This window comes from Streptomyces sp. NRRL B-3229 (assembly GCF_000719505.1).
GTDB classification, from domain to species: domain Bacteria; phylum Actinomycetota; class Actinomycetes; order Streptomycetales; family Streptomycetaceae; genus Streptomyces; species Streptomyces griseorubiginosus.
Genome location: NZ_JOGP01000004.1, coordinates 273,069 through 293,816, shown reverse-complemented (window position 1 = coordinate 293,816; position 20,748 = coordinate 273,069). Strand labels below are relative to the sequence as shown.

Below are 20,748 nucleotides of genomic sequence, written 5' to 3'. Positions count from 1 at the left end.
TGCGAAGGAGGCTCGCCGCGAAAGCGCGAGTTAATGGTGAATCTTATGTGACTAATGAGTGAGGTTCGGTCGTGGGTTGCTCAAGCTTCGTCCTCAGGTGGTCGAGAAGAACTCCGCCAGGACCGGTGCCAGGGCGCTCGGGTCGACCATGTGGGTCTGGCCCTCCAGGACGCGGTACGAGCCGTCCGGGGCCGCTTCCGCGACCGCCCGGGTGCCCTCGCGCATCCACGCGGGGCTCGCCCCGCCCGCCACGGCCAGCACCGGGACCGTGACCGAGGCCAGCCGGTCCCGGGGGACCAGGCCGCCGGCCATGACCGCGTTGTCGTAGGCGAGGGTCGGGGCGACCGACTCCATGCCGGGCCACATGGGGGAGTTGCGGGCCCCCTGGATCATCTCCTCGCCCATGCCGGTGAGCCGCAGGAACAGTTCCACGGCGTCCCCGCGCCGGCCCTCGGCGAGTGCCGCGGTGAGGTGCTCGGTGTACTCGGCGTTCTGCCGTTCGCCGCCCTCGAGGAAGTCCGCGAACGGTGTCTCGTACACGGCGACCCGGCGCACCGGCAGTCCGCTCGCCGCGGCCTCCAGCACCAGTGCACCGCCGGACGAGATGCCGCACAGGCTGGCCTCGCCGCCCGCCTCCTCGATCAGCGCGGCGAGGTCCTCCACCTCACGGGCCACCTCGTAAGGGGCCGTGTCACCGCTCGCCCCGCGTCCCCGGCGGTCGTACACCAGCACCTCGTACCGCTCCGACAGCGGCACGGCCAGCGGCGCGACCGTGCCGCCCGTCGACATCGCGCCGCTGACGAGGATGACCGCCGGGCCCTGCCCGGTGCGTTCGTACGCGATCGGGGTGCCGTCGCGCGAGAGGGTCTTCTTGTCCATGCCTGTGCAGACTGCCGCACGGCACGGAAATCATCGGTCAGGACACGTCGACTTCGTAGAAGCAGAGATGGTCCTTGATCTCGGCCACGGCGGGATTCGGTTCGGGATAGGACCACACCAGGTCGGGGGCGTCCGGCAGCGACCAGTAGGACGCGGTGCCCTTGAAGGGACAGTAGGTGTGCGTGTCGGAGGGGGTCAGCAGGTCCAGGCGTACGTCCTCCGCGGGGAGGTAGTACCGCGCGGGACAGCCCGTCTCCCTGAGGATCAGCGGGCGCGCGCTCTCCGCGAGGACCTGGTCGCCGTGCACCACGCGCACGTGCTGGTCGGCTTGCTCGATGGTGATCGTGTGTCCTTCGGCCATACCCGAACAGCGCTCGGGAGCCGCCGGTTCTTCCCGCGTACGGTGGCCGCATGCGAATCTGCGTCTTCCTCTCCGCCGCCGACCTCGACGACCGTTACACGCGCCCCGCGCGGGAGTTCGCGAAGCTGCTGGGCAAGGGCGGGCACACGCTGGTGTGGGGCGGCTCCGACGTGGGCCTGATGAAGGTGGTCGCGGACGGGGTGCAGGAGGCGGGCGGGCGGCTCGTCGGGGTCTCGGTCCGGTTCCTGGCGGCCACGGTCCGCCCCGGCGTCGACGAGATGGTGATCGCCGAGGACCTCGCCGAGCGCAAGAAGCTGCTCCTGGAGAAGGCCGACGCCGTGGTGATCATGGTGGGTGGCACCGGCACGCTCGACGAGGCGACCGAGATCCTGGAGCTGAAGAAGCACGGGCACACCGAGAAGCCGGTCGTGCTGCTCAACACCGCGGGCTTCTACGACGGCCTGAAGGAGCAGTTCCGGCGGATGGACGACGAGGGGTTCCTGCCCCGTCCGCTGACCGACCTGGTGTTCTTCGCGGAGGAGCCGGTGGGGGCGCTGGCGTACCTGGAGGAGTCGCTCGGCACCCCGTGACGGCGTGATGCGAGCATGGCGGCATGGCTACACATGTGATCACCGGAGCGGGCTCCGGCATCGGTGCGGCGGTGGCCCGCCGTCTGCACGCGCGCGGGGACGACCTCGTGCTGCACGCGCGCGACGCGGGCCGTGCGAAGGAGCTGGCCGCCCAGTTCCCGGGGGCGCGCACGCTGGTCGGTGACCTGGCCGACCCGGACAAGCTGAGCTGGGCCTTCTCGCACCAGTCGCTGCCCGACCGGGTGGACTCCCTGCTGCACATCGCGGGCGTGGTCGACCTGGGCCCGGTGGGCGACCTGACCCCCAAGACCTGGCGCCACCAGCTGAACGTCAACCTGATCTCCCCGGCCGAGCTGACCCGCCACTTCCTGCCCCAACTCCGGGCGGTCCGGGGCCATGTGCTGTTCGTGAACTCCGGTGCGGGCCTGAACGCGCACGCCGACTGGTCCGCCTACGCGGCCTCCAAGCACGGTCTGAAGGCCCTCGCGGACTCCCTGCGCCACGAGGAGCACGGCAACGGCGTCCGGGTCACCTCGGTCTACCCGGGCCGCACCGCGAGCCCCATGCAGGCCAAGGTGCACCAGCAGGAGGGCAAGGAGTACGACGCCGCCCGCTGGATCGACCCCGAGTCGGTCGCGACGACGATCCTGACGGCGATCGACTTGCCGAGGGACGCCGAGATCAACGACCTGACGGTGCGTCCGGGCCGTTGAACGCGCGTCCGGGCTGTTGAACGGTGCGGCCGGGTCGCTGAGCGGTGCATCCGGGCTGCTGGTCGGTGCGTCCGGGCCGCGGAGGGGCGCTGAGGAGGCGCTGAGGAGGCGCTGAGGAGCCGCTGAGATCAATCAGCCCCGGTCACCTACGTAGGCTTCCTCCGTGACCGCAGACTTCTCCTTCGCCCCCGCCACCGGCGTCGGCTCCCTCCCCGGCGGCGACGCCCGGGAGGCGGCCAGGACCGCCACCGGCTCCTTCGAGGACTTCCCGTTCCTGCCCGAGCTGCCTGCCCGCGGCCCAGGTGCCGACATGATCGGCCGGACCGCCGGGATGCTCGTCGAGCTGTACGCGCGCGTGGAGCCCAGCGGTTGGCGGATCGGGGACCGGCCGGGCCGGGACACCAAGCGGGCGCGGTCCTGGCTGGGGGAGGACCTGGACGCGCTGGAGGAGTTCACCCAGGGCTACGAGGGGCAGCTGAAGGTCCAGGCCGTCGGCCCCTGGACGCTCGCCGCCGCCCTGGAGCTCAGGAACGGCGAGGTCGCCCTCTCCGACCCCGGCGCCTGCCGGGACCTCGCCGCCTCGCTCGCGGAGGGGTTGCGGCTGCACCTGGAGGAGGTCCGCAGGAGGGTCCCCGGCGCGCAGCTCGTCCTCCAGCTCGACGAGCCGTCCCTCATCGCCGTGCTGCGCGGCCAGGTCAGGTCCGCCAGCGGATACCGCACGCATCGCGCCGTCGACCGGCAGGTGGTGGAGGCCACGCTCCGGGACGTCGTCGGGGTTCACGCGGACGGGCCGGTCGTGGTCCACTCGTGCGCACCGGACGTCCCCTTCGCCCTGCTGCGCAGGGCGGGCGCGGCGGCGGTCTCCTTCGACTTCTCGCTCCTCACCGAGCGTGACGACGACGTGATCGGTGAGGCGGTGGAAGGGGGGACCAGGCTCTTCGCCGGTGTCGTGCCCGGCACGGACACGGCATTGTCAGACCCTGCCGGTAGCGTCATGGGTGTCAGGACGCTGTGGCGCAGGCTGGGGCTGCATCCGGGACTGCTCGCGGACGCGGTCACGGTCACTCCGTCGTGCGGACTCGCGGGGGCCTCCCCGGGGTACGCGCGCAAGGCTCTCGCCCACTGCGCCCAGGCGGCGAGATCCCTCGCGGACAACCCTGAGTAACGGGAGGACAACACGGTGGCCGGCGACAAGCAAGCGGAGACGACGGTGCCCGCCGAGGCACGGGAGAAGCACGCGCAGCTCGCTGAGCAGATCGAGGAGCACCGCTTCCGGTACTACGTGAACGACGCGCCGGTCATCAGCGACGCCGACTTCGACAAGCTGCTGCGTTCCCTCGAAGCCCTGGAGGAGGAGTATCCCGAGCTGCGCACCCCGGACTCCCCGACCCAGAAGGTCGCGGGGGCGTACGCGACGGAGTTCACGGCGGTCCAGCACCGCTCCCGCATGCTCTCCCTGGACAACGCGTTCAGTGACGAGGAGCTCGCGGCCTGGGCCGACCGGGTCGCCAAGGACGTCGGCACCACCGGCTACCACCTGCTGTGCGAGCTCAAGGTCGACGGCCTCGCCGTGAACCTCACCTACGAGCACGGCAGGCTGACCCGCGCGGCCACCCGCGGCGACGGCCGCACCGGCGAGGACATCACCCCCAACGTCCGGACGATCGCCGAGATCCCGGACCGCCTCACCGGGGACACGGTGCCCGACCTCGTGGAGATCCGCGGCGAGGTCTACTTCCCGATGGAGAAGTTCGAGGAGCTCAACGCCCGTCTGGTCGAGGCCGGCGACAAGCCCTTCGCCAACCCGCGCAACGCGGCGGCCGGTTCGCTGCGCCAGAAGGACCCGCGCGTCACCGCCACCCGCCCCCTCCACATGGTCGTGCACGGCATCGGTGCCCTGGAGGGCTTCGACGGCATGACCCGGCTCTCCCAGGGCTACGACCTCCTCAAGTCCTGGGGCCTGCCCACCGCCAAGCACAACAAGGTGGTCGACGGCCTCGACGGCGTGCGGGAGTTCATCGCGTACTTCGGCGAGAACCGCCACTCCGTGGAGCACGAGATCGACGGGGCCGTCGTCAAGCTCGACGAGATCCCGCTCCAGGGCAGGCTCGGCTCCACCTCCCGTGCCCCGCGCTGGGCGATCGCGTACAAGTACGCGCCGGAGGAGGTCAACACCAAGCTGATCAACATCCGCGTGGGTGTGGGCCGTACGGGCCGGGTCACGCCGTACGCGCAGGTGGAGCCGGTGACGGTGGCCGGCTCGGAGGTCGAGTTCGCAACCCTGCACAACCAGGACGTCGTCAAGCTCAAGGGCGTCCTGATCGGCGACACCGTGGTGCTGCGCAAGGCCGGTGACGTCATCCCGGAGATCCTCGGCCCGGTCGTGGACCTGCGCGACGGCAGCGAGCGCGAGTTCGTGATGCCGAGCGAGTGCCCGGAGTGCGGTACGGCGCTGCGGCCCATGAAGGAGGGCGACGTCGACCTGCGCTGCCCCAACGCCCGCACCTGCCCCGCCCAGCTGCGTGAGCGCCTGTTCTATCTCGCGGGCCGCAAGTCGCTGGACATCGAGCACTTCGGGTACGTCGCCGCCGCCGCGCTCACCAAGCCGCTGGAGCCCTCGGACCCGCCGCTTGCCGACGAGGGCGACCTGTTCGACCTCACCATCGAGCAGCTGCTGCCCATCAAGGCGTACGTCCGCGACCAGGACAGCGGGCTGCCCAAGCGCGACCCGAAGACCGGCGAGGAGAAGGTCGCCACCGTCTTCGCCAACCAGCAGGGCGAGCCGAAGAAGAACGCGGTGGCCATGCTGGAGAACATCGCGGCCGCCAAGGAGCGCCCGCTCGCCCGGGTCCTCACCGGTCTGTCGATCCGCCATGTCGGCCCGGTCGCCGCCGAGGCCCTCGCTCGCAACTTCCGCTCCATCGACCGCATCGAGCAGGCGAGCGAGGAGGAGCTGGCGGCCACCGACGGCGTCGGCTCGATCATCGCGAAGTCCCTCAAGGAGTGGTTCGCGGAGGACTGGCACCAGGAGATCCTGCGCAAGTGGAAGGCCGCGGGCGTCCGCATGGAGGAGGAGGGCTCCGGGGAGGACGAGGGTCCGCGTCCCCTCGAAGGGCTCACCGTCGTGGTCACCGGCACCCTGGAGCGCTTCACCCGGGACGGGGCCAAGGAGGCCCTACAGACCCGAGGGGCGAAAGTGACCGGTTCGGTTTCGAAGAAGACATCTTTTGTCGTCGTGGGTGACAATCCCGGGTCGAAATATGACAAGGCGATGCAACTCAAGGTGCCGGTTCTGAACGAGGACGGCTTCGACGTCCTCCTGGAGCAGGGCCCCGAAGCGGCTGCCGAGGTGGCCCTTCCCACGGAGGAGTAGCGAGCGGCGGCGGTTGAAGGCCACCCGATCGGCGCATACCAGATGCATACGGGTGGCCGGGGCGCATTCGGGCAACCGTCGACGACCGCTGCCCGTGGAAGCCTTCTGCGGCCTACTGTTGAGATGTGCGCCTGCCGTGCCCAGCTGCGGTCGGGGCATTCCCCTGCTCCTCATGAGCAGGGGAAAGGGTTTTCCAACGCGGCGCCGTCGAGAGTGTTGTCGGGCGAACGAGCCGCGTGGCGTGGGCACCGCCGGCAGTGAGAGGGACGGGAATGGAACCGACCGAGAGCGCCGCCCCGGACTCGCGGCTGCGCCGGCTCAGCGGCGCATGGCGGGCGAGCCGCTGGTCCGGGCGGCCTTCGGAGCGTCCGGGCGCGGAGGGGCGTGCCACCGGACCGTACACCGCGGCCGACGGCCCCGGTGCCGCACAGCTCACCGCCGAGCGCGCGCCCGGGATGCCGGACTCCGACCCCGACCGGCAGCTGTCCTGGCCCGCACTGCCCACAGCGGTTGTCGCGGCCGCCGGATTCGTCCTGGGCGCGGGCTTCTACCGGGCCTTCACCGGCAGCCACGCCCTCTTCCCGTCCGGCACCGTCGGCTGGGCCCTGGCCGTCCTCACCGGCGTCATCGTCGGCCATCTGGTCGCCCTCGGCCGGGCCCGCTGGTGGGGCGGCACCGGCTCGGGCGCCGCCCTCACCCTCGCCGTCCTGCTGCTGTACGGCTGGGTGGCCGCCGGAATGGTCAGTCTCACCGTCGTCCTGCTGGTCGGCATAGCCAGGCGCCACCGCTGGCGGCAGGGCATCCTGCACGGCGCGGTGGACATCCTCGGCATAGCCACCGGCGCCCTCGTCCTCGCCGTGTTCGGCCAGTCCCCGTCCGTCGAGACCCCGTGGAACCCGGACAGCTGGACGTTCTACACCGGCCCCGAGGTGATGCTCGTCGCGGCCGCCTACCTCGCGGTCACCCGGGCGCTCGGCTGGTACCTGCACTCCGCACGCCACGCGGGACTGCCCACCATGGCCCGCACCGCCCTGGTCAGACAGGGCCTGGTCGCGGTCGCGCTGCTCGGCATCGCCCCGCTGGTCTGCGTGGTCGCCGCCGCGAAGCCCCTGCTGCTCCCGCTGTTCGCGATCCCGCTGATCGCCCTCGACTCCACGCTCTGGATGGCCCGGGCCCGCGCCGAGGAACAGCTGCGCGACCCGCTGACCGGACTGCCCAACCGGCAGTGGCTCCTGGAGCGCATCTGGAGCGCCCTGGACGACGCCGAACGCATCGGCGCCCGGTCCGCCCTGATGGTCATCGACCTGGACCGCTTCCGCTCGGTCAACGACACCCTGGGCCACCTCGCCGGTGACCGGCTGCTCCTCCAGATCGCCGAACGGCTGAGGATCGCCCTGCCGCGCGGGGCGGAGGCGGCCCGGCTCGGCGGCGACGAGTTCGCCGTCTTACTGCCGGTCGCCGACTCCACCACCTCCGCGACCCGCGTCGCCCGCACCCTGGTCGCCGCCCTCAGCTCCCCGCTCGACCTCGACGGACTCACCCTCGTCCTGGAGGCCAGCGCCGGCGTCGCCGTCTTCCCCGACCACGCTCTGGACGCCGAGGGCCTGCTCCGGCGGGCGGACGTGGCGATGTACCAGGCCAAGCGGGACCGCACGGGCGTAGAGGTGTACGAGTCCAAGCGGGACTCCAACACCCCCGACCGCCTGGGTCTCCTCGGCGATCTGCGTCGCGCCCTGGACGCGCACGAGGTGCAGCTGCACTACCAGCCCAAGGTCCGCTTCGACGGACAGGTGGCCGGTCTGGAGGCCCTGGTGCGCTGGGTGCACCCGGAACGCGGGAAGGTGCCGCCGGACGAGTTCATCGCGATCGCCGAGTCCTCCGGGCTGATGCCGTACCTCACCGAGTACGTGCTCGACACCGCTCTCGCGCAGGTCGCCGAGTGGCGGACGCAGGGCCTGTTCGTCCCGGTCGCCGTCAACGTCTCCCCGCGGGACGTCCACACCCCCGGCTTCGCCGGCTCGGTCGCCGCGCGTCTCGCCCGGCACGGCGTCCCCGCGGGAGCGCTCCAACTGGAGATCACCGAGCACGTCCTCCTGGAGGACCCCTCACGGGCCGGGGACACCCTCGCCGCGCTGACCGGCCACGGCGTCAAGATGTCCCTCGACGACTTCGGCACCGGCTACTCCTCCCTGGTCCACCTGCGCCGCCTGCCCGTCAGCGAACTGAAGATCGACCGCTCCTTCGTGGCCAAGCTGGCCGTCGACACCGAGGACGCGGAGATCGTCCGCTGCACGGTGGACCTGGCCCACTCCCTGGGCCTCCTGGTGGTGGCCGAGGGCGTCGAGGACGACGAGACCTGGGAGCGTCTGCGAGACATGGGCTGCGACGCCGTACAGGGCTGGCTGGTGGCGGCGGCGATGCCGCCGGAGGAGACGACGGCGTGGCTGCTGGCCCGGGGATCGCGGGGCTGGCAGCGACCTCGGGCGGCCTTGCCGGCCGCCGAGTAGCCGTTCCCACCCGCACCGCCCGTGCGGGTTTCGGGGTCGGGTGCGGGTGGCCCTTGTGGGGCTCGATCACCGTCGGCGGCCGCGGCCCGGCAAACCGTTTAACGGCCCGAGCCCCGCGACCCCTAGGATTGGCCCCAAACCACACACACTCACCCCAGAGGATCGCTGCATGCCTGGCATCACGCGCGAGGAGGTCGCTCACCTCGCACGGCTGGCGCGTCTGGAGCTGAAGCCCGAAGAGCTCGAGCACTTCGCGGGACAGCTGGACGACATCATCGGCGCGGTCGCACGCGTCAGTGAGGTCGCCGACCAAGACGTACCGCCGACCTCGCACCCGCTTCCGCTGACGAACGTCATGCGGGCGGACGAGGTCCGTCCGTCGCTCACCCCCGAGCAGGCGCTCTCCGGCGCCCCGGCCCAGGAGCAGCAGCGTTTCAAGGTGCCGCAGATCCTGGGGGAGGACTGATCACCATGACGGACCACGTCACCATCATCAAGCTGACCGCCGCCGAGACCGCCACGAGGATCGCCTCCGGTGAGCTCACGGCCGTGCAGGTCGCCGAGGCCCACCTGGCCCGGATCGAGGCCGTCGACGAGAAGGTGCACGCCTTCCTGCACGTCGACCGCGAGGGCGCCCTCGCGCAGGCGCGTGCCGTCGACGAGAAGCGTGAGCGGGGCGAGAAGCTCGGCCCGCTGGCCGGCGTGCCCCTCGCGCTGAAGGACATCTTCACCACCGAGGGCATCCCGACGACCGTCGGTTCCAAGATCCTCGAGGGCTGGATCCCGCCGTACGACGCGACCCTCACCAAGCGGCTGAAGGCCGCAGACGTCGTCATCCTCGGCAAGACCAACATGGACGAGTTCGCCATGGGGTCGTCGACGGAGAACAGCGCCTACGGCCCGACCGGCAACCCCTGGGACCTCACCCGGATCCCCGGCGGCTCCGGCGGCGGCTCCTCCGCCGCGCTGGCCGCGCACATGGCGCCCCTCGCCATCGGCACCGACACCGGCGGCTCCATCCGCCAGCCGGCCGCCGTCACCGGCACGGTCGGCGTCAAGCCGACCTACGGCGCGGTCTCCCGCTACGGCATGGTCGCCTTCTCCTCCTCCCTCGACCAGGGCGGCCCCTGCGCCCGTACGGTCCTGGACGCGGCCCTGCTCCACGAGGTCATCGCCGGACACGACCCGCTGGACTCGACGTCGATCGACGCGCCGGTCCCGCCGGTCGTCGAGGCCGCCCGCAACGGCAGCGTCGAGGGCATGCGCGTCGGTGTCGTCAAGCAGTTCCGCGGCGAGGGCTACCAGGCCGGTGTCATCCAGCGGTTCGACGAGTCCGTCGCCCTCCTCAAGGAGCTGGGCGCCGAGATCGTCGAGCTGGACTGTCCGTCCTTCGACCTGGCGCTCTCCGCGTACTACCTGATCGCGCCGTCCGAGTGCTCCTCCAACCTCGCCCGCTTCGACGGCCTGCGCTACGGCCTGCGGTCCGGCGACGACGGCACGCACTCCGCCGAGGAGGTCACCTCGCTGACCCGCGCGGAGGGCTTCGGCCCCGAGGTCAAGCGCCGGATCATGCTCGGCACGTACGCCCTGTCGAGCGGCTACTACGACGCCTACTACGGCTCCGCGCAGAAGGTCCGCACGCTCATCACGCGCGACTTCGAGAAGGCCTTCGAGCAGGTCGACGTGATCGTCTCGCCGACGACCCCGACCACCGCCTTCCCGATCGGCGAGCGCGCCGACGACCCGATGGCGATGTACCTGGCCGACCTGTGCACCATCCCGACCAACCTCGCGGGCAACTCGGCCATGTCGCTGCCCTGCGGTCTGGCGCCCGAGGACAACCTGCCCGTCGGCCTCCAGATCATCGCGCCGGCCCTGAAGGACGACCGCCTCTACAAGGTCGGCGCCGCCGTCGAGGCCGCCTTCGTGGAAAGGTGGGGCCACCCGCTCCTGGAGGAGGCACCGTCGCTGTGAGCAAGCTGACCAAGGCGAAGGACTTCAAGAAGTCCAAGTCCGGCACGTACCTGTCCATCGCCACCACGGCGTTCGGCGCCATCGGTGTCGCCAAGCGGCTCAGGAAGGCGCGCGCCGAGAACGACACGCTGGTCCTGGTCGACGCGACCGTGGCCGCCGTCGCCGTCGTCACCGGCCTCGCCGTCCTGTACCGCGAGCTGAAGCGGCTGGGCGACGACGACGTCCTGCTGGGCTGAGAGGGAAGTTACACCGTGACCACCACGACCGACCTGGTGTCGTACGAGGACGCTCTCGCGTCGTACGACCCCGTCATGGGCCTCGAGGTCCATGTCGAACTCGGCACCAAGACCAAGATGTTCTGCGGCTGTTCGACCGAGCTCGGTCAGGACGCCAACACGCAGACCTGCCCCACCTGCCTCGGCCTGCCCGGCGCGCTCCCGGTCGTCAACGCGATCGGCGTCGAGTCGGCGATCAAGATCGGTCTCGCGCTGAACTGCGAGATCGCCGAGTGGTGCCGCTTCGCCCGGAAGAACTACTTCTATCCGGACATGCCGAAGAACTTCCAGACCTCCCAGTACGACGAGCCGATCGCCTTCAACGGCTACCTCGACGTGCAGCTGGAGGACGGCGAGACCTTCCGTGTGGAGATCGAGCGCGCCCACATGGAGGAGGACACCGGCAAGTCCACCCACGTGGGCGGCGCCACGGGCCGTATCCACGGCGCCTCGCACTCGCTCCTCGACTACAACCGCGCCGGCATCCCGCTCATCGAGATCGTCACCAAGCCGATCGAGGGCGCGGGCGAGCGTGCTCCCGAGGTCGCGCGGGCCTACGTCCGTGAGCTGCGCGAGGTCATCAGGGCGCTCGGCGTCTCCGAGGCCCGCATGGAGATGGGCCAGATGCGCTGCGACGTGAACCTGTCGCTGCGCCCGCACGGCACCGAGAAGTTCGGCACCCGCAGCGAGACCAAGAACGTCAACTCGCTGCGTTCCGTCGAGCGCGCCGCCCGCTTCGAGATCCAGCGGCACGCGGCCGTCCTGTCCTCGGGCGGGACGATCATCCAGGAGACCCGGCACTTCCACGAGGACACGGGGTCCACGACCTCGGGCCGCGTGAAGGAGGAGGCCGAGGACTACCGGTACTTCCCCGAGCCGGACCTCGTTCCGGTGGCTCCCTCCCGCGCGTGGGTCGAGGAGATCCGGGCCGCTCTGCCCGAGCTGCCGCTGGTGCGCCGCAACCGCCTGGTCGCGGAGTGGGGCATCACTGCCCTGGACATGCAGGCGATCCTCAACGCCGGTGCCCTGGACCTGATCGTCGCCACGATCGACGCCGGTGCCGACGCGGCCTCCGCCCGCAAGTGGTGGATGGGCGAACTCGCCCGCAGCGCCAACGAGTCCGGCAAGGCGCTCGACGAGCTGGCCATCACCCCGGCGCAGGTCGCCCGGGTGACCGAGCTGGTCTCGAAGGGCGACCTGAACGACAAGCTGGCCCGTCAGGTCATCGAAGGCGTCCTCGCGGGCGAAGGCACCCCGGACGAGGTCGTCGACAAGCGCGGTCTGAAGGTCGTCTCCGACGAGGGTGCCCTCGGCACCGCCGTCGACGAGGCCATCGCCGGCAACCCGGGCATCGCCGACAAGATCCGCTCCGGGAAGGTCGCCGCGGCCGGCGCCCTGGTCGGCGCGGTCATGAAGGCCACCCGCGGTCAGGCCGACGCGGCCCGCGTCAAGGAACTGATCCTGGAGAAGCTGGGCGTCGGCGAAGGCTGAGCCCAAGCGCCGAGTACGGCCCCGGAGGACATGTCCTCCGGGGCCGTACGGCTGCTCACGGCGTCTGCGACGAGGCCGTACGGCTACTTACGGCGTCCTACGAGCCGTACGAAACCGAACGTCCGGCCCTCGTCGGCGCGCACCATGTCGCGGACCCAGCGGGCCATCGTGCGGTGGAACTCCTGGGGGCTCTCCTCGGCGACCACGTCGACCCACAACAGCCAGTCCCGCCAGCCGTCGTCCAGCCAGTCGGCCGTCTCGACCTCGACGGCCCCGCTGCGGGTCCAGTGGCGGCGCCACCAGTCGGCGGTGTGGAAGCACCAGAAGTCCGGCTCCCACCACTGCGCGAGGTGCTCCGGCGGCTCCACGCCGTCGATCTCCTCGCGCAGTGCCGGTACGACGATCCCGATCTTCCCGCCCGGCTTCAACAGCCGGGTCAGCGTGGGCAGATAGAGATCGTTCGTGCCGAAGTACTGGTACGCGTCGATGCTCACGATCGCGTCGAAGCTCGCCTCGGCGAACGGCAGGTCGTGCGCCTCGGCGTACACGGGCAGCACCCGGTCGGCCACACCGGCCTCGGCGATGCGCTGCGCGTTCTCGTCGGGCTTGACCCACAGGTCGGCCGCGGTGACCTGGACGTCGTACTCCCTGGCCAGGAAGACCGAGGTCATGGCCCGGCCGCAGCCCAGGTCGAGCACACGGGCGCCGGGGCGCAGGGTGTCCAGGCCCAGAGCGGGCGCGAGCCACTCCAGCAGCCACAGCGCGTTCGGGCCCATCTGGTTCTCGACGACCCAGCGGGCGTCGTAGCTGTTGCTGCGGGGGAAGCGAGCATGGGTCAGTCGCTGGGAAAGGTCCTCATCCGAGGTCCTCCCGGTGATGTCTGGCATCGGTGAACGGGCTCCTTGAGTCCGGAAAAGCGGAAAGGGATACGGAGGAGCTCGGTCGGACGCTCAAACAATGCACCTGCTTCGGCCGGGGGCGGACAAGCCCTGGGATTCTCCGAGGGACACGCTACGCTCGCCCGCCATGAACGGTCCTGCGAATTCCGAGCCGTCCGGCATACCGTCCGGCATGCAGGAGGAGTACGACGACGAGGTGCTGGACGCCCGGCGGGCCCGCTGGTCGGCCTCCGGCACCGGCGCCCTGCTGGCCCTCGCCGGCCTGGCCGCGGCGGCGCTGCGGCTGAGCGGCTCCGCCCCCGCGCTGGTCCCGGCCGCCTACGCCCTGGGCGCTGCGGTGTGCGCGCTGGCGGCCGTGCTGGGCTCCCGCGGGCGCACCCGCAGAGCGCTGTGGCTGCTGATCGCGGGCGTGATGGTGATGGCACTGGGCGACCAGTTCGACTGAGGTCGGGCAGGCGTGACAGAGTGACCGTTACTGTCCTGTGATCTGTCTCCCACTCTTGTGAATAAGCGCACGATCGCAATAAACGATCACTTTCGCCTGCGAGAGTGGTCCATATATTGCTCATGCGTTCTTTGCGGGCCGTTCCTCACATGGACGACTGTTCCCGGTCAAAGATCCACAAATCTCCACCCCTGGGAGCACGTTCGTGGCAGCCCTCGCACGCTGGTGTGTCCGACGCCGTCTGGTCGTCGTCCTCCTGTGGCTCCTCGCCCTCGGCGGAGTGAGCGCGGCCGCCGCCGTCACGGGCTCCGCCTACTCCAACGACTACGAGGTCCCGGGCACCGAGTCGGGCCGCGCCACCCAGCTGCTGCGGGAAGGCTTCCCGCAGCTCGGCGGCGACAGCGACACCGTCGTCTGGCATGTCGACTCGGGCTCGGTCCGGGACGCCGACGTCGAGCAGACCATGACCACGACCCTGGAGAAGATCGCGGACCTGCCCGGGGTGGCCTCCGTGGTCAGCCCCTACGACTCCGCGGGCAGCGGTCTGATCAGCGCCGACGGACACACCGCCTACGCCGGCGTCACCTTCTCCCACTCCGCCGAGGACATCGACAAGTCCCAGGCGCAGGCCGTGGTGGACACCGCCAAGGACGCCGAGGCCGACGGGCTCCAGGTCGAACTGGGCGGCAGCGCCGTCGCCCTCACCGAGTCCAAGGGCGGGCACGTCGCCGAGGTCGTCGGCGTCCTCGTGGCCGCCCTGGTGCTGTTCCTCGCCTTCGGCTCGCTCGCCGCCTCGCTGCTGCCCATCGCCACCGCCCTGGTCGGCGTGGGCACCGCCTACGCGGGGATCGGGCTCCTCGGGCACGCCATGACCGTCGCCGACTTCGCGCCCATGCTCGGCATGCTGATCGGGCTCGGGGTCGGCATCGACTACGCGCTGTTCATCGTCACCAGACACCGGCGCGGCCTGAAACGCGGCCTGAGCGTCACCGAGGCCGTCGAGAACGCCGTCACCACCACCGGCCGCGCGGTCGTCTTCGCGGGTGCGACGGTGTGCATCGCCCTGCTGGGCATGCTGATCCTGCGGCTCGGCTTCCTCAACGGCGTCGCGATAGCCGCCTCCCTGACCGTGGTGCTCACGGTCGCAGCCTCCGTCACCCTGCTGCCCGCCCTGCTCTCCCTCATCGGCACCCGCGCCCTGAGCCGCCGCGAGCGACGCCGGCTAGCCGAGCACGGCCCCGAGCCCGAACTGCCCACCGGATTCGCCCACCGCTGGTCCGCCTTCGTGGAACGGCACCCCAAGCTGCTCGGCGCGATCGCCCTGCTGGTCATCACCGTCCTCGCCCTGCCCACCCTGGGCCTGCGCCTCGGCACCTCCGACCAGGGCAACGGCCCCAAGTCCGCCACCACCCGGCAGGCCTACGACCTCCTGGCCGACGGCTTCGGTCCCGGCGTCAACGGCCCCCTCACCCTGGTGACCCGTGTCGACGGCGCCGAGGACAAGCTGCTCCTCGACAACCTCGACGCCACCCTGCGCACCACCGAGGGGATCGCCTCCACCACCCCGGTGACCTACGACACCGGCGGCGACCTCGCCTACTTCACGATCGTCCCCGACTCCGCCCCGCAGTCCCGGCAGACCAGCGATCTCGTCGAACGGCTGCGCACCGAGGTGCTGCCCCGCGCCGAGACCGGCACCACGCTCGACATCCACGTCGGCGGGATGACGGCGTCGTACGACGACTTCGCGGACGTCATCGTCGGCAAGCTGCCCCTCTTCGTCGGCGTCGTCATCGGCCTGGGCTGTCTGCTGCTCCTGCTCGCCTTCCGCTCCGTCGGCATTCCGCTCAAGGCCGCCGCGATGAACGTGGCCGCGGTCGCCGCCGCCTTCGGCGTGGTCGTGGCGATCTTCCAGTGGGGCTGGGGGAGCGAGCTGCTCGGACTCGGGCGCGCAGGACCCATCGAACCCTTCCTCCCGGTGATCATGGTCTCCGTCCTCTTCGGGCTCTCCATGGACTACCAGGTCTTCCTGGTCAGCCGGATGTACGAGGAGTGGCTGGAGACCGGTGACAACCGGCGGGCCGTGCGTGTGGGCCTCGCCGAGACCAGCCGGGTGATCAACTCCGCCGCGGTCATCATGATCTCCGTCTTCCTCGCCTTCGTGCTCAGCGGCGACCGCGTGATCGCCATGTTCGGCATCGCGCTCGCCGCCGCCGTCGCCCTCGACGCCTTCGTGCTGCGCACGCTCCTCGTCCCCGCCCTCATGCACCTGCTCGGCGGCGCCAACTGGTGGCTGCCCGGCTGGCTGGACCGCCGCATGCCCCGCATCAGCATCGAGCCGCCCGAGTGCCGAGCCGCCCATGAGAGGCTCACCGATGTCGTCGAACAGGACGTCGTGGAGCGGATGGAGAGGGAGCGGGACGAGGATGTACGCGATATCCCTGGGTGAGGACGCCGAGCTGCGGCCGCTGGAGCCCTGGCACGCGGAGGAGTTCCTGGCCCACCTGGAGCGCGGGCGGGAGTTCATCAACCAGTACATCCCCTTCGCCGCCAAGGCCACCGACGCACAGGGTGCGCGCGAGGTGCTCCAGCGCTATGCCGACATGCGCGCCGCCGACACCGGCTCCCTGCACGGCCTGTGGCTGGAGGGCAGGCTCGTGGGCGGTGTGCTCTTCCTCAACTTCGACGCCGAGAACGGCAACGCCGAGGTCGGCTGCTGGCTGGAGCCCGCCGGCACGGGGCGTGGCCTGGTCACACGGGCCGCGCGGACACTGATCGACCACGCCGTGGACCAGCGCGGCATCCACCGGATCGAGTGGGTCGCCTCCGCCGCCAACACCCCCAGCCTGAACGTCGCCCGGCGCCTGGGCATGACCCGCGATGGTGTACGGCGCGAGGCCTACCCCTATCGTGGCGTGCGGCACGACCTGGAGGTGTGGTCGATCCTGGCCCCCGAATGGCGTGAAGCGCGCGGGCGTGCCGCTCACAGCGATCATTAAGAGACCTCTCAGACAGGATCCGTACGGTGCCCGACATGGGAACGAAGACAGCTGACGAGACCGGCGCCGCGACGGGCGCCGAGGCCACCAACGACGAGGAGAAGGTGAACGTCGCCAAGACCGACGAGGTGACGGAGGCCGAGGCCGGCCCGGCCGAGGTCACCGCCACCGACGAGATCGACGACGAGGACGGCGAGGACGGCGAGGAGCTGCCCGAGGCCGCCCGGCAGGAGGGCCCCACCGGCGTCGGCCAGGGCGCGGGAGCCGTCGTCTCCGCCGCGCTCGGCCTGGTCTCCCTGACCGGCAGCTGGGTCGGCACCGTGGCGTCCGCGCGGCAGTCGCTCGTCGGCCAGCTGCACGCGCAGACCGCGACCTCCTCCGACGTGGCGAAGCTCCTCGACGAGGGCTACGGCGACGCCTGGAAGGCCACCGCGCTGTGGGGCGGCGTCTTCGCGCTGATCGCGCTGATCGTCGGTGTCGCGGTGCTGGCCCGCCCGGCCTTCGGCGCCCCCGGAAAGCCGCAGGCCGGCTGGATCAAGTCCGTCGCCTGGGGCGGTGTCGCGCTCGGCGTCGTCGGACTTCTCCTGGCCGTCCTCAAGTACACGGACCTCCTGCTCAGCCTGCCGTCCACGAGCTGAATCAGCGCAGGTCACGAGGGGCCTCAGACCACCCGTAGGTACCTTACGGAGCCCCTGAGGCCCCTCTCGCGCGTCTAAGGCCCCCACGGGAGGCGAAGATGCGGAACTCTCCCGATGTGGCGGACCCCCCTCGGAGACGAAGGTGGAGGCATCGCAGAAAGCGAAGCCGGAAACCGACTCCGACAAGGACGACGCCATGTATGCCGAGTACCAGCTCTCCCAGTACCGATCCGCCGAACTGATCCGCCAGGCCGAGCACGAGCGGCTCGTCCGCGAGACCCTGCGCAGCCGCCGCGCCGCCCGCCGCGAAGCCGCCGAGCGCACCGCGGAGACCGATTCGCATACCGGTCGCCCCCGGCGGCACCGGTTCCTCCGCACGGCGTGAGCGCCGGGGGAAGAGAGGACGGCCGTACGGCTCTGCCCGTCCCCGCGGTCACCACCGCGGCCGTCCTCCCGGCGACCGGGGCGGGCCGGGACACCCGGCCCGCCCCGAAAACCGGTGCCACGCTGTCGGACCCGCGTGTCATGCTCGGGCCCGTGCAGACCAGGTCCGTCAGTCCCGTGTTCGTCGGCCGCACCGAAGAACTGAACAGCCTGAACGAAGCGCTCTCCCGCGCCGCCGCGGGAGAGCCGCAGGCATTGCTGCTCGGCGGTGAGGCCGGTGTCGGAAAGACCCGGCTCGTCGAGGAGTTCGCCACCGCGGCCTGCCGGCAGGGCGCGGTCGTCGCCCTCGGCGGCTGCGTCGAGATCGGCGCCGACGGACTGCCCTTCGCCCCTTTCTCCACCGCGCTGCGCGCCCTGCGCCGCGCCCTGCCCGCCGAGTTCGCCGCCGCGGCCGCCGGCCAGGAGGAGGAACTGGCCCGGCTGCTGCCCGAGATGGGCGAGGGACTCCCCGCCCGGCGCACCGGCCGGCACGACGAGGAGAGCCTGGCCCGCCTCTTCGAGCTCACCGCCCGCCTCCTGGAGCGCGTCGCCGCCGAACGCACCGTGGTCGTCGCCCTGGAGGACCTCCACTGGGCCGACGCCTCCACCCGCCACCTCCTCGCTTACCTCTTCCGCACCCTGCGCACCGGCCGCCTGGTCGTCCTCGCCACCTACCGCGCCGACGACATCCACCGGCGCCATCCGCTGCGCCCCCTGCTCGCCGAACTCGACCGGCTGCGCACGGTCCGCCGCATCGAACTCGGCCGCTTCACCCGGGACGAGGTGAGCCGCCAGATAGCCGGCATCCTCGCCACCGAACCGAACCCCGCCCAGGTCGACGACATCTTCGAACGCTCCGACGGCAACGCCTTCTTCGTCGAGGAACTCGCCGTGTGCGCCACCGAGGGCTGCGGCACCGGCCTCACCGACTCGCTGCGCGACCTGCTCCTGGTCCGCGTGGAGGGCCTGCCCGAGAGCACCCAGCGGGTCGCCCGGGTCGTCGCCGAGGGCGGCTCCACCGTGGAGTACCGGCTGCTCGCCGCGGTCAGCGGGCTCGCCGAGGACGATCTCATCGAGGCGCTGCGGGCCGCCGTGAACGCCAACATCCTCAGCCCGGCACCCGACGGCGACGGATACCGCTTCCGGCACTCCCTGGTCCGCGAGGCCGTCGCCGACGACCTGCTGCCCGGCGAACGCTCCCGCCTCAACCGGCGCTACGCGGAAGCCCTGGAGGCCGACCCCACGCTGGTCCCCGCCGACGAACGCGTCATGCGCCTGGCCAGCTACTGGTACCACGCCCATGACCCCGCCAAGGCCCTGCCCGCCGTCCTGGACGCCTCCGTCACCGCCCGCCGCCGGCACGCCTACGCCGAACAACTGCGGCTCCTGGAACGCGCGATGGAGCTGTGGGACACCGCCCCCGAGGACGTCCGGGCCGGTCTGCGGCCCGTCGACTTCACCGAGGTCTACCCTCCCTGCGGCTGCGACCCCGCCACCGCCCCGCTGCGCTACCTCGACCTGATGGCCGAGGCCGCCGTCGCCGGACGCCTCGGCGGCGAACGGGAACGCGCCCTGAAGATCACCAAGCGGGCGCTGCACCTCCTGGAGGACGACGGCGACCCCCTGCGCGCCGCCTGGTTCTGGGTCCAGCGCTCCCATCTCGTCCAGGGCCTGGCCCGGGGCGACGGCTGGACGGAACTGGCCACCGCCGAGGAACTGGTCCGCGGGCTGCCGCCGTCGGAGGTGCACGCGGAGGTGCTGTCCAACTTCGCGAACTGGTCCATGGTGCACTGCCCAGGGCCCGAGGCCGTCACGGCCGCCGAACGCGCCGTGGAGTACGCGCGCATGGTCGGCGCCCGCGAGATCGAGATGAACGCATGCCTCACCAATGCGGGTCTGGCCGTCGAGTCCGGCGATGTCGAGGCCGGCCTGGCCGAGATGTTCGAGATCCTGCGCCAGACCCTGGACGACGGGCTCTCCACCGTCGCCAGCCGCGTCTATGTGAACCTGCCCAACTCCCTCGAAGCCATCGGCCGTTCCCGGGAAGCCATCCCGATCCTGGAGGAAGGGCTCGACTACGCCCGCAAGTTCGGCCTGTCCGACAAGGAGGCCTGGATCTGGGGCAACCTCGCCGAGTCCCTCTACTCCCTGGGCCGCTGGGACCAGGCGGCCGACGCCGCCGTCAGGGCGGAACTCGTCGGCCGCAGCGCCCGGCCCCGCGGCTTCCACGCCGCCAACCGGGCCGCCCTGGCCCTCGCCCGCGGTGAGCTCGCCGAGGCCGCACGTCATCTCGCCGCGGCCCGCGGCTACTTCGGCTCCCACGACCGGGCACCGCAACACGACCTCCCCCTCTCCGACCTCGCCATCGGGGTCGCCGCCGGCGAAGGCCGTCTCCTCGACGCCCGCGCCGCACTCGAACGCGTCCTGGACACCGGCTTCCCCCCCGGCACCCAGCGCTACGCCTGGCCCCTGCTCCTGACCGCCGCCACCATGGAGGCCGACTCCCTCGGCCTGCCCGTCGCCGAACAGAACCGCGCGAAGATCCTCGACCGCATCCGCGAGGCCGCCAGGCCTCTCGCCACCAACGCCCCCGTCTGGCTGGCGCACGAACGCTGGCTGCGCGCCGAGCTCCTGCGCGCCGAGAGCGCCGACACCCCCGACCACTGGTCCGAGGCGGTCACCGCCTTCGAACCCCTGGAACGCCCCTACGACCTCGCCCGCGTCCGCCACCGGCTCGCCCAGGCCCTGCTGTCCGCACCCGGCGGTGCCGAGCAGCCCGACCGCGACCGGGCCACCGAACTGCTGCGCCTCGCCCACGCCGCCGCCGACCACCTCGGCGCCCGGCCCCTCGCCGACGCGGTCACCCTCCTCGCCCAGCGCGCCCGCCTCACCCTGAGCGCGGCACAGTCGCCCGAGCCGGACGACCCGGCCCGCTCCCTCGGCCTCACCGGCCGGGAACGCGACGTCCTGCGCCTGGTCGCCCTCGGCCGCACCAACCGTCAGATCGCCGAGGAACTCTTCATCTCCCCGAAGACGGCCAGCGTCCACGTCTCCAACATCCTCGCCAAGCTCGCCGTCTCCGGCAGGGGCGAGGCCGCGGCGGTCGCGCACCGGCTGGGACTGTTTCCCGAGAGGGCTCTCCACGCGCCGGTCACAGAGTGAGGCGTACGGTGGAGGAGAC

Annotated in this window: 18 protein-coding genes; 15 read left to right on the top strand and 3 right to left on the bottom strand. The window is 71.4% G+C overall.

Annotated features, from left to right (window positions below):
* Positions 1–93 precede the first annotated feature (93 nt).
* Entirely contained in the window at positions 94–879 is a 786-nt protein-coding gene (locus tag IF54_RS0108090; RefSeq protein WP_030316008.1) for an alpha/beta fold hydrolase, read from the bottom strand.
* Positions 880–916: 37 nt separating this feature from the next.
* On the bottom strand, positions 917–1,240 hold the full coding sequence (locus IF54_RS0108085) for a DUF427 domain-containing protein (protein ID WP_030316006.1): 324 nt from the start codon (positions 1,238–1,240) through the stop codon (positions 917–919).
* A 50-nt stretch (positions 1,241–1,290) separates the two neighbouring features.
* On the opposite strand from IF54_RS0108085, the gene IF54_RS0108080 reads away from it, so the two are divergent.
* The 9 genes from IF54_RS0108080 (at position 1,291) to gatB (ending at position 12,163) form a co-directional block, all read left to right on the top strand.
* On the top strand, positions 1,291–1,830 hold the full coding sequence (locus tag IF54_RS0108080) for a TIGR00730 family Rossman fold protein (RefSeq protein ID WP_030316004.1): 540 nt from the start codon (positions 1,291–1,293) through the stop codon (positions 1,828–1,830).
* A gap of 23 nt (positions 1,831–1,853) precedes the next feature.
* Positions 1,854–2,543, top strand: coding sequence for an SDR family oxidoreductase (locus IF54_RS0108075; RefSeq protein ID WP_030316002.1), 690 nt, complete (start codon positions 1,854–1,856; stop codon positions 2,541–2,543).
* 163 nt (positions 2,544–2,706) lie between these two features.
* A complete protein-coding gene (locus IF54_RS0108070; protein ID WP_030316000.1) occupies positions 2,707–3,708 on the top strand; it encodes a methionine synthase in 1,002 nt (333 codons plus the stop codon).
* A 15-nt stretch (positions 3,709–3,723) separates the two neighbouring features.
* Positions 3,724–5,916: an NAD-dependent DNA ligase LigA gene (gene ligA, locus IF54_RS0108065; protein ID WP_030315997.1), complete on the top strand. Its 2,193-nt coding sequence runs from the start codon at positions 3,724–3,726 to the stop codon at positions 5,914–5,916.
* 272 nt (positions 5,917–6,188) lie between these two features.
* Positions 6,189–8,423, top strand: coding sequence for a putative bifunctional diguanylate cyclase/phosphodiesterase (locus IF54_RS0108060; RefSeq protein ID WP_030315995.1), 2,235 nt, complete (start codon positions 6,189–6,191; stop codon positions 8,421–8,423).
* Between the two features lie 169 nt (positions 8,424–8,592).
* Entirely contained in the window at positions 8,593–8,889 is a 297-nt protein-coding gene (gene gatC / locus IF54_RS0108055; RefSeq protein ID WP_007384860.1) for an Asp-tRNA(Asn)/Glu-tRNA(Gln) amidotransferase subunit GatC, read from the top strand.
* Between the two features lie 5 nt (positions 8,890–8,894).
* Positions 8,895–10,397 (top strand): Asp-tRNA(Asn)/Glu-tRNA(Gln) amidotransferase subunit GatA, encoded by a 1,503-nt coding sequence (gene gatA, locus IF54_RS0108050; RefSeq protein WP_030315992.1) that lies wholly within the window; start codon positions 8,895–8,897, stop codon positions 10,395–10,397.
* The gene (locus IF54_RS0108045; protein ID WP_020139935.1) at positions 10,394–10,633 is read left to right on the top strand and encodes a hypothetical protein; all 240 of its coding nucleotides are present in this window, start codon (positions 10,394–10,396) and stop codon (positions 10,631–10,633) included. The genes gatA and IF54_RS0108045 overlap by 4 nt, the downstream gene beginning before the upstream one ends.
* 15 nt (positions 10,634–10,648) lie before the next feature.
* Positions 10,649–12,163, top strand: coding sequence for an Asp-tRNA(Asn)/Glu-tRNA(Gln) amidotransferase subunit GatB (gene gatB / locus IF54_RS0108040; RefSeq protein ID WP_030315990.1), 1,515 nt, complete (start codon positions 10,649–10,651; stop codon positions 12,161–12,163).
* 83 nt (positions 12,164–12,246) lie between these two features.
* Here the strand turns inward: gatB and IF54_RS0108035 are convergent, their stop codons facing one another.
* On the bottom strand, positions 12,247–13,050 hold the full coding sequence (locus IF54_RS0108035; protein WP_030315988.1) for an SAM-dependent methyltransferase: 804 nt from the start codon (positions 13,048–13,050) through the stop codon (positions 12,247–12,249).
* A gap of 139 nt (positions 13,051–13,189) precedes the next feature.
* On the opposite strand from IF54_RS0108035, the gene IF54_RS0108030 reads away from it, so the two are divergent.
* The 6 genes from IF54_RS0108030 (at position 13,190) to IF54_RS0108005 (ending at position 20,729) form a co-directional block, all read left to right on the top strand.
* Positions 13,190–13,507 carry a hypothetical protein gene (locus tag IF54_RS0108030; RefSeq protein WP_030315986.1) on the top strand — a complete coding sequence of 106 codons (318 nt, stop codon included), beginning with the start codon at positions 13,190–13,192 and terminating at the stop codon, positions 13,505–13,507.
* Positions 13,508–13,712: 205 nt separating this feature from the next.
* The gene (locus IF54_RS0108025) at positions 13,713–15,956 is read left to right on the top strand and encodes an MMPL family transporter (protein ID WP_030315984.1); all 2,244 of its coding nucleotides are present in this window, start codon (positions 13,713–13,715) and stop codon (positions 15,954–15,956) included.
* Positions 15,934–16,506 carry a GNAT family N-acetyltransferase gene (locus IF54_RS0108020; RefSeq protein WP_030315983.1) on the top strand — a complete coding sequence of 191 codons (573 nt, stop codon included), beginning with the start codon at positions 15,934–15,936 and terminating at the stop codon, positions 16,504–16,506. Before IF54_RS0108025 ends, IF54_RS0108020 begins: the two co-directional genes overlap by 23 nt.
* A 35-nt stretch (positions 16,507–16,541) precedes the next feature.
* Positions 16,542–17,144, top strand: a complete 603-nt coding sequence (locus IF54_RS0108015; protein WP_030315982.1) for a hypothetical protein — start codon at positions 16,542–16,544, stop codon at positions 17,142–17,144.
* Between the two features lie 196 nt (positions 17,145–17,340).
* Positions 17,341–17,529 (top strand): hypothetical protein, encoded by a 189-nt coding sequence (locus IF54_RS0108010; RefSeq protein WP_030315981.1) that lies wholly within the window; start codon positions 17,341–17,343, stop codon positions 17,527–17,529.
* Between the two features lie 140 nt (positions 17,530–17,669).
* On the top strand, positions 17,670–20,729 hold the full coding sequence (locus IF54_RS0108005) for a helix-turn-helix transcriptional regulator (protein WP_030315980.1): 3,060 nt from the start codon (positions 17,670–17,672) through the stop codon (positions 20,727–20,729).
* The last annotated feature ends 19 nt before the right edge of the window (positions 20,730–20,748 follow it).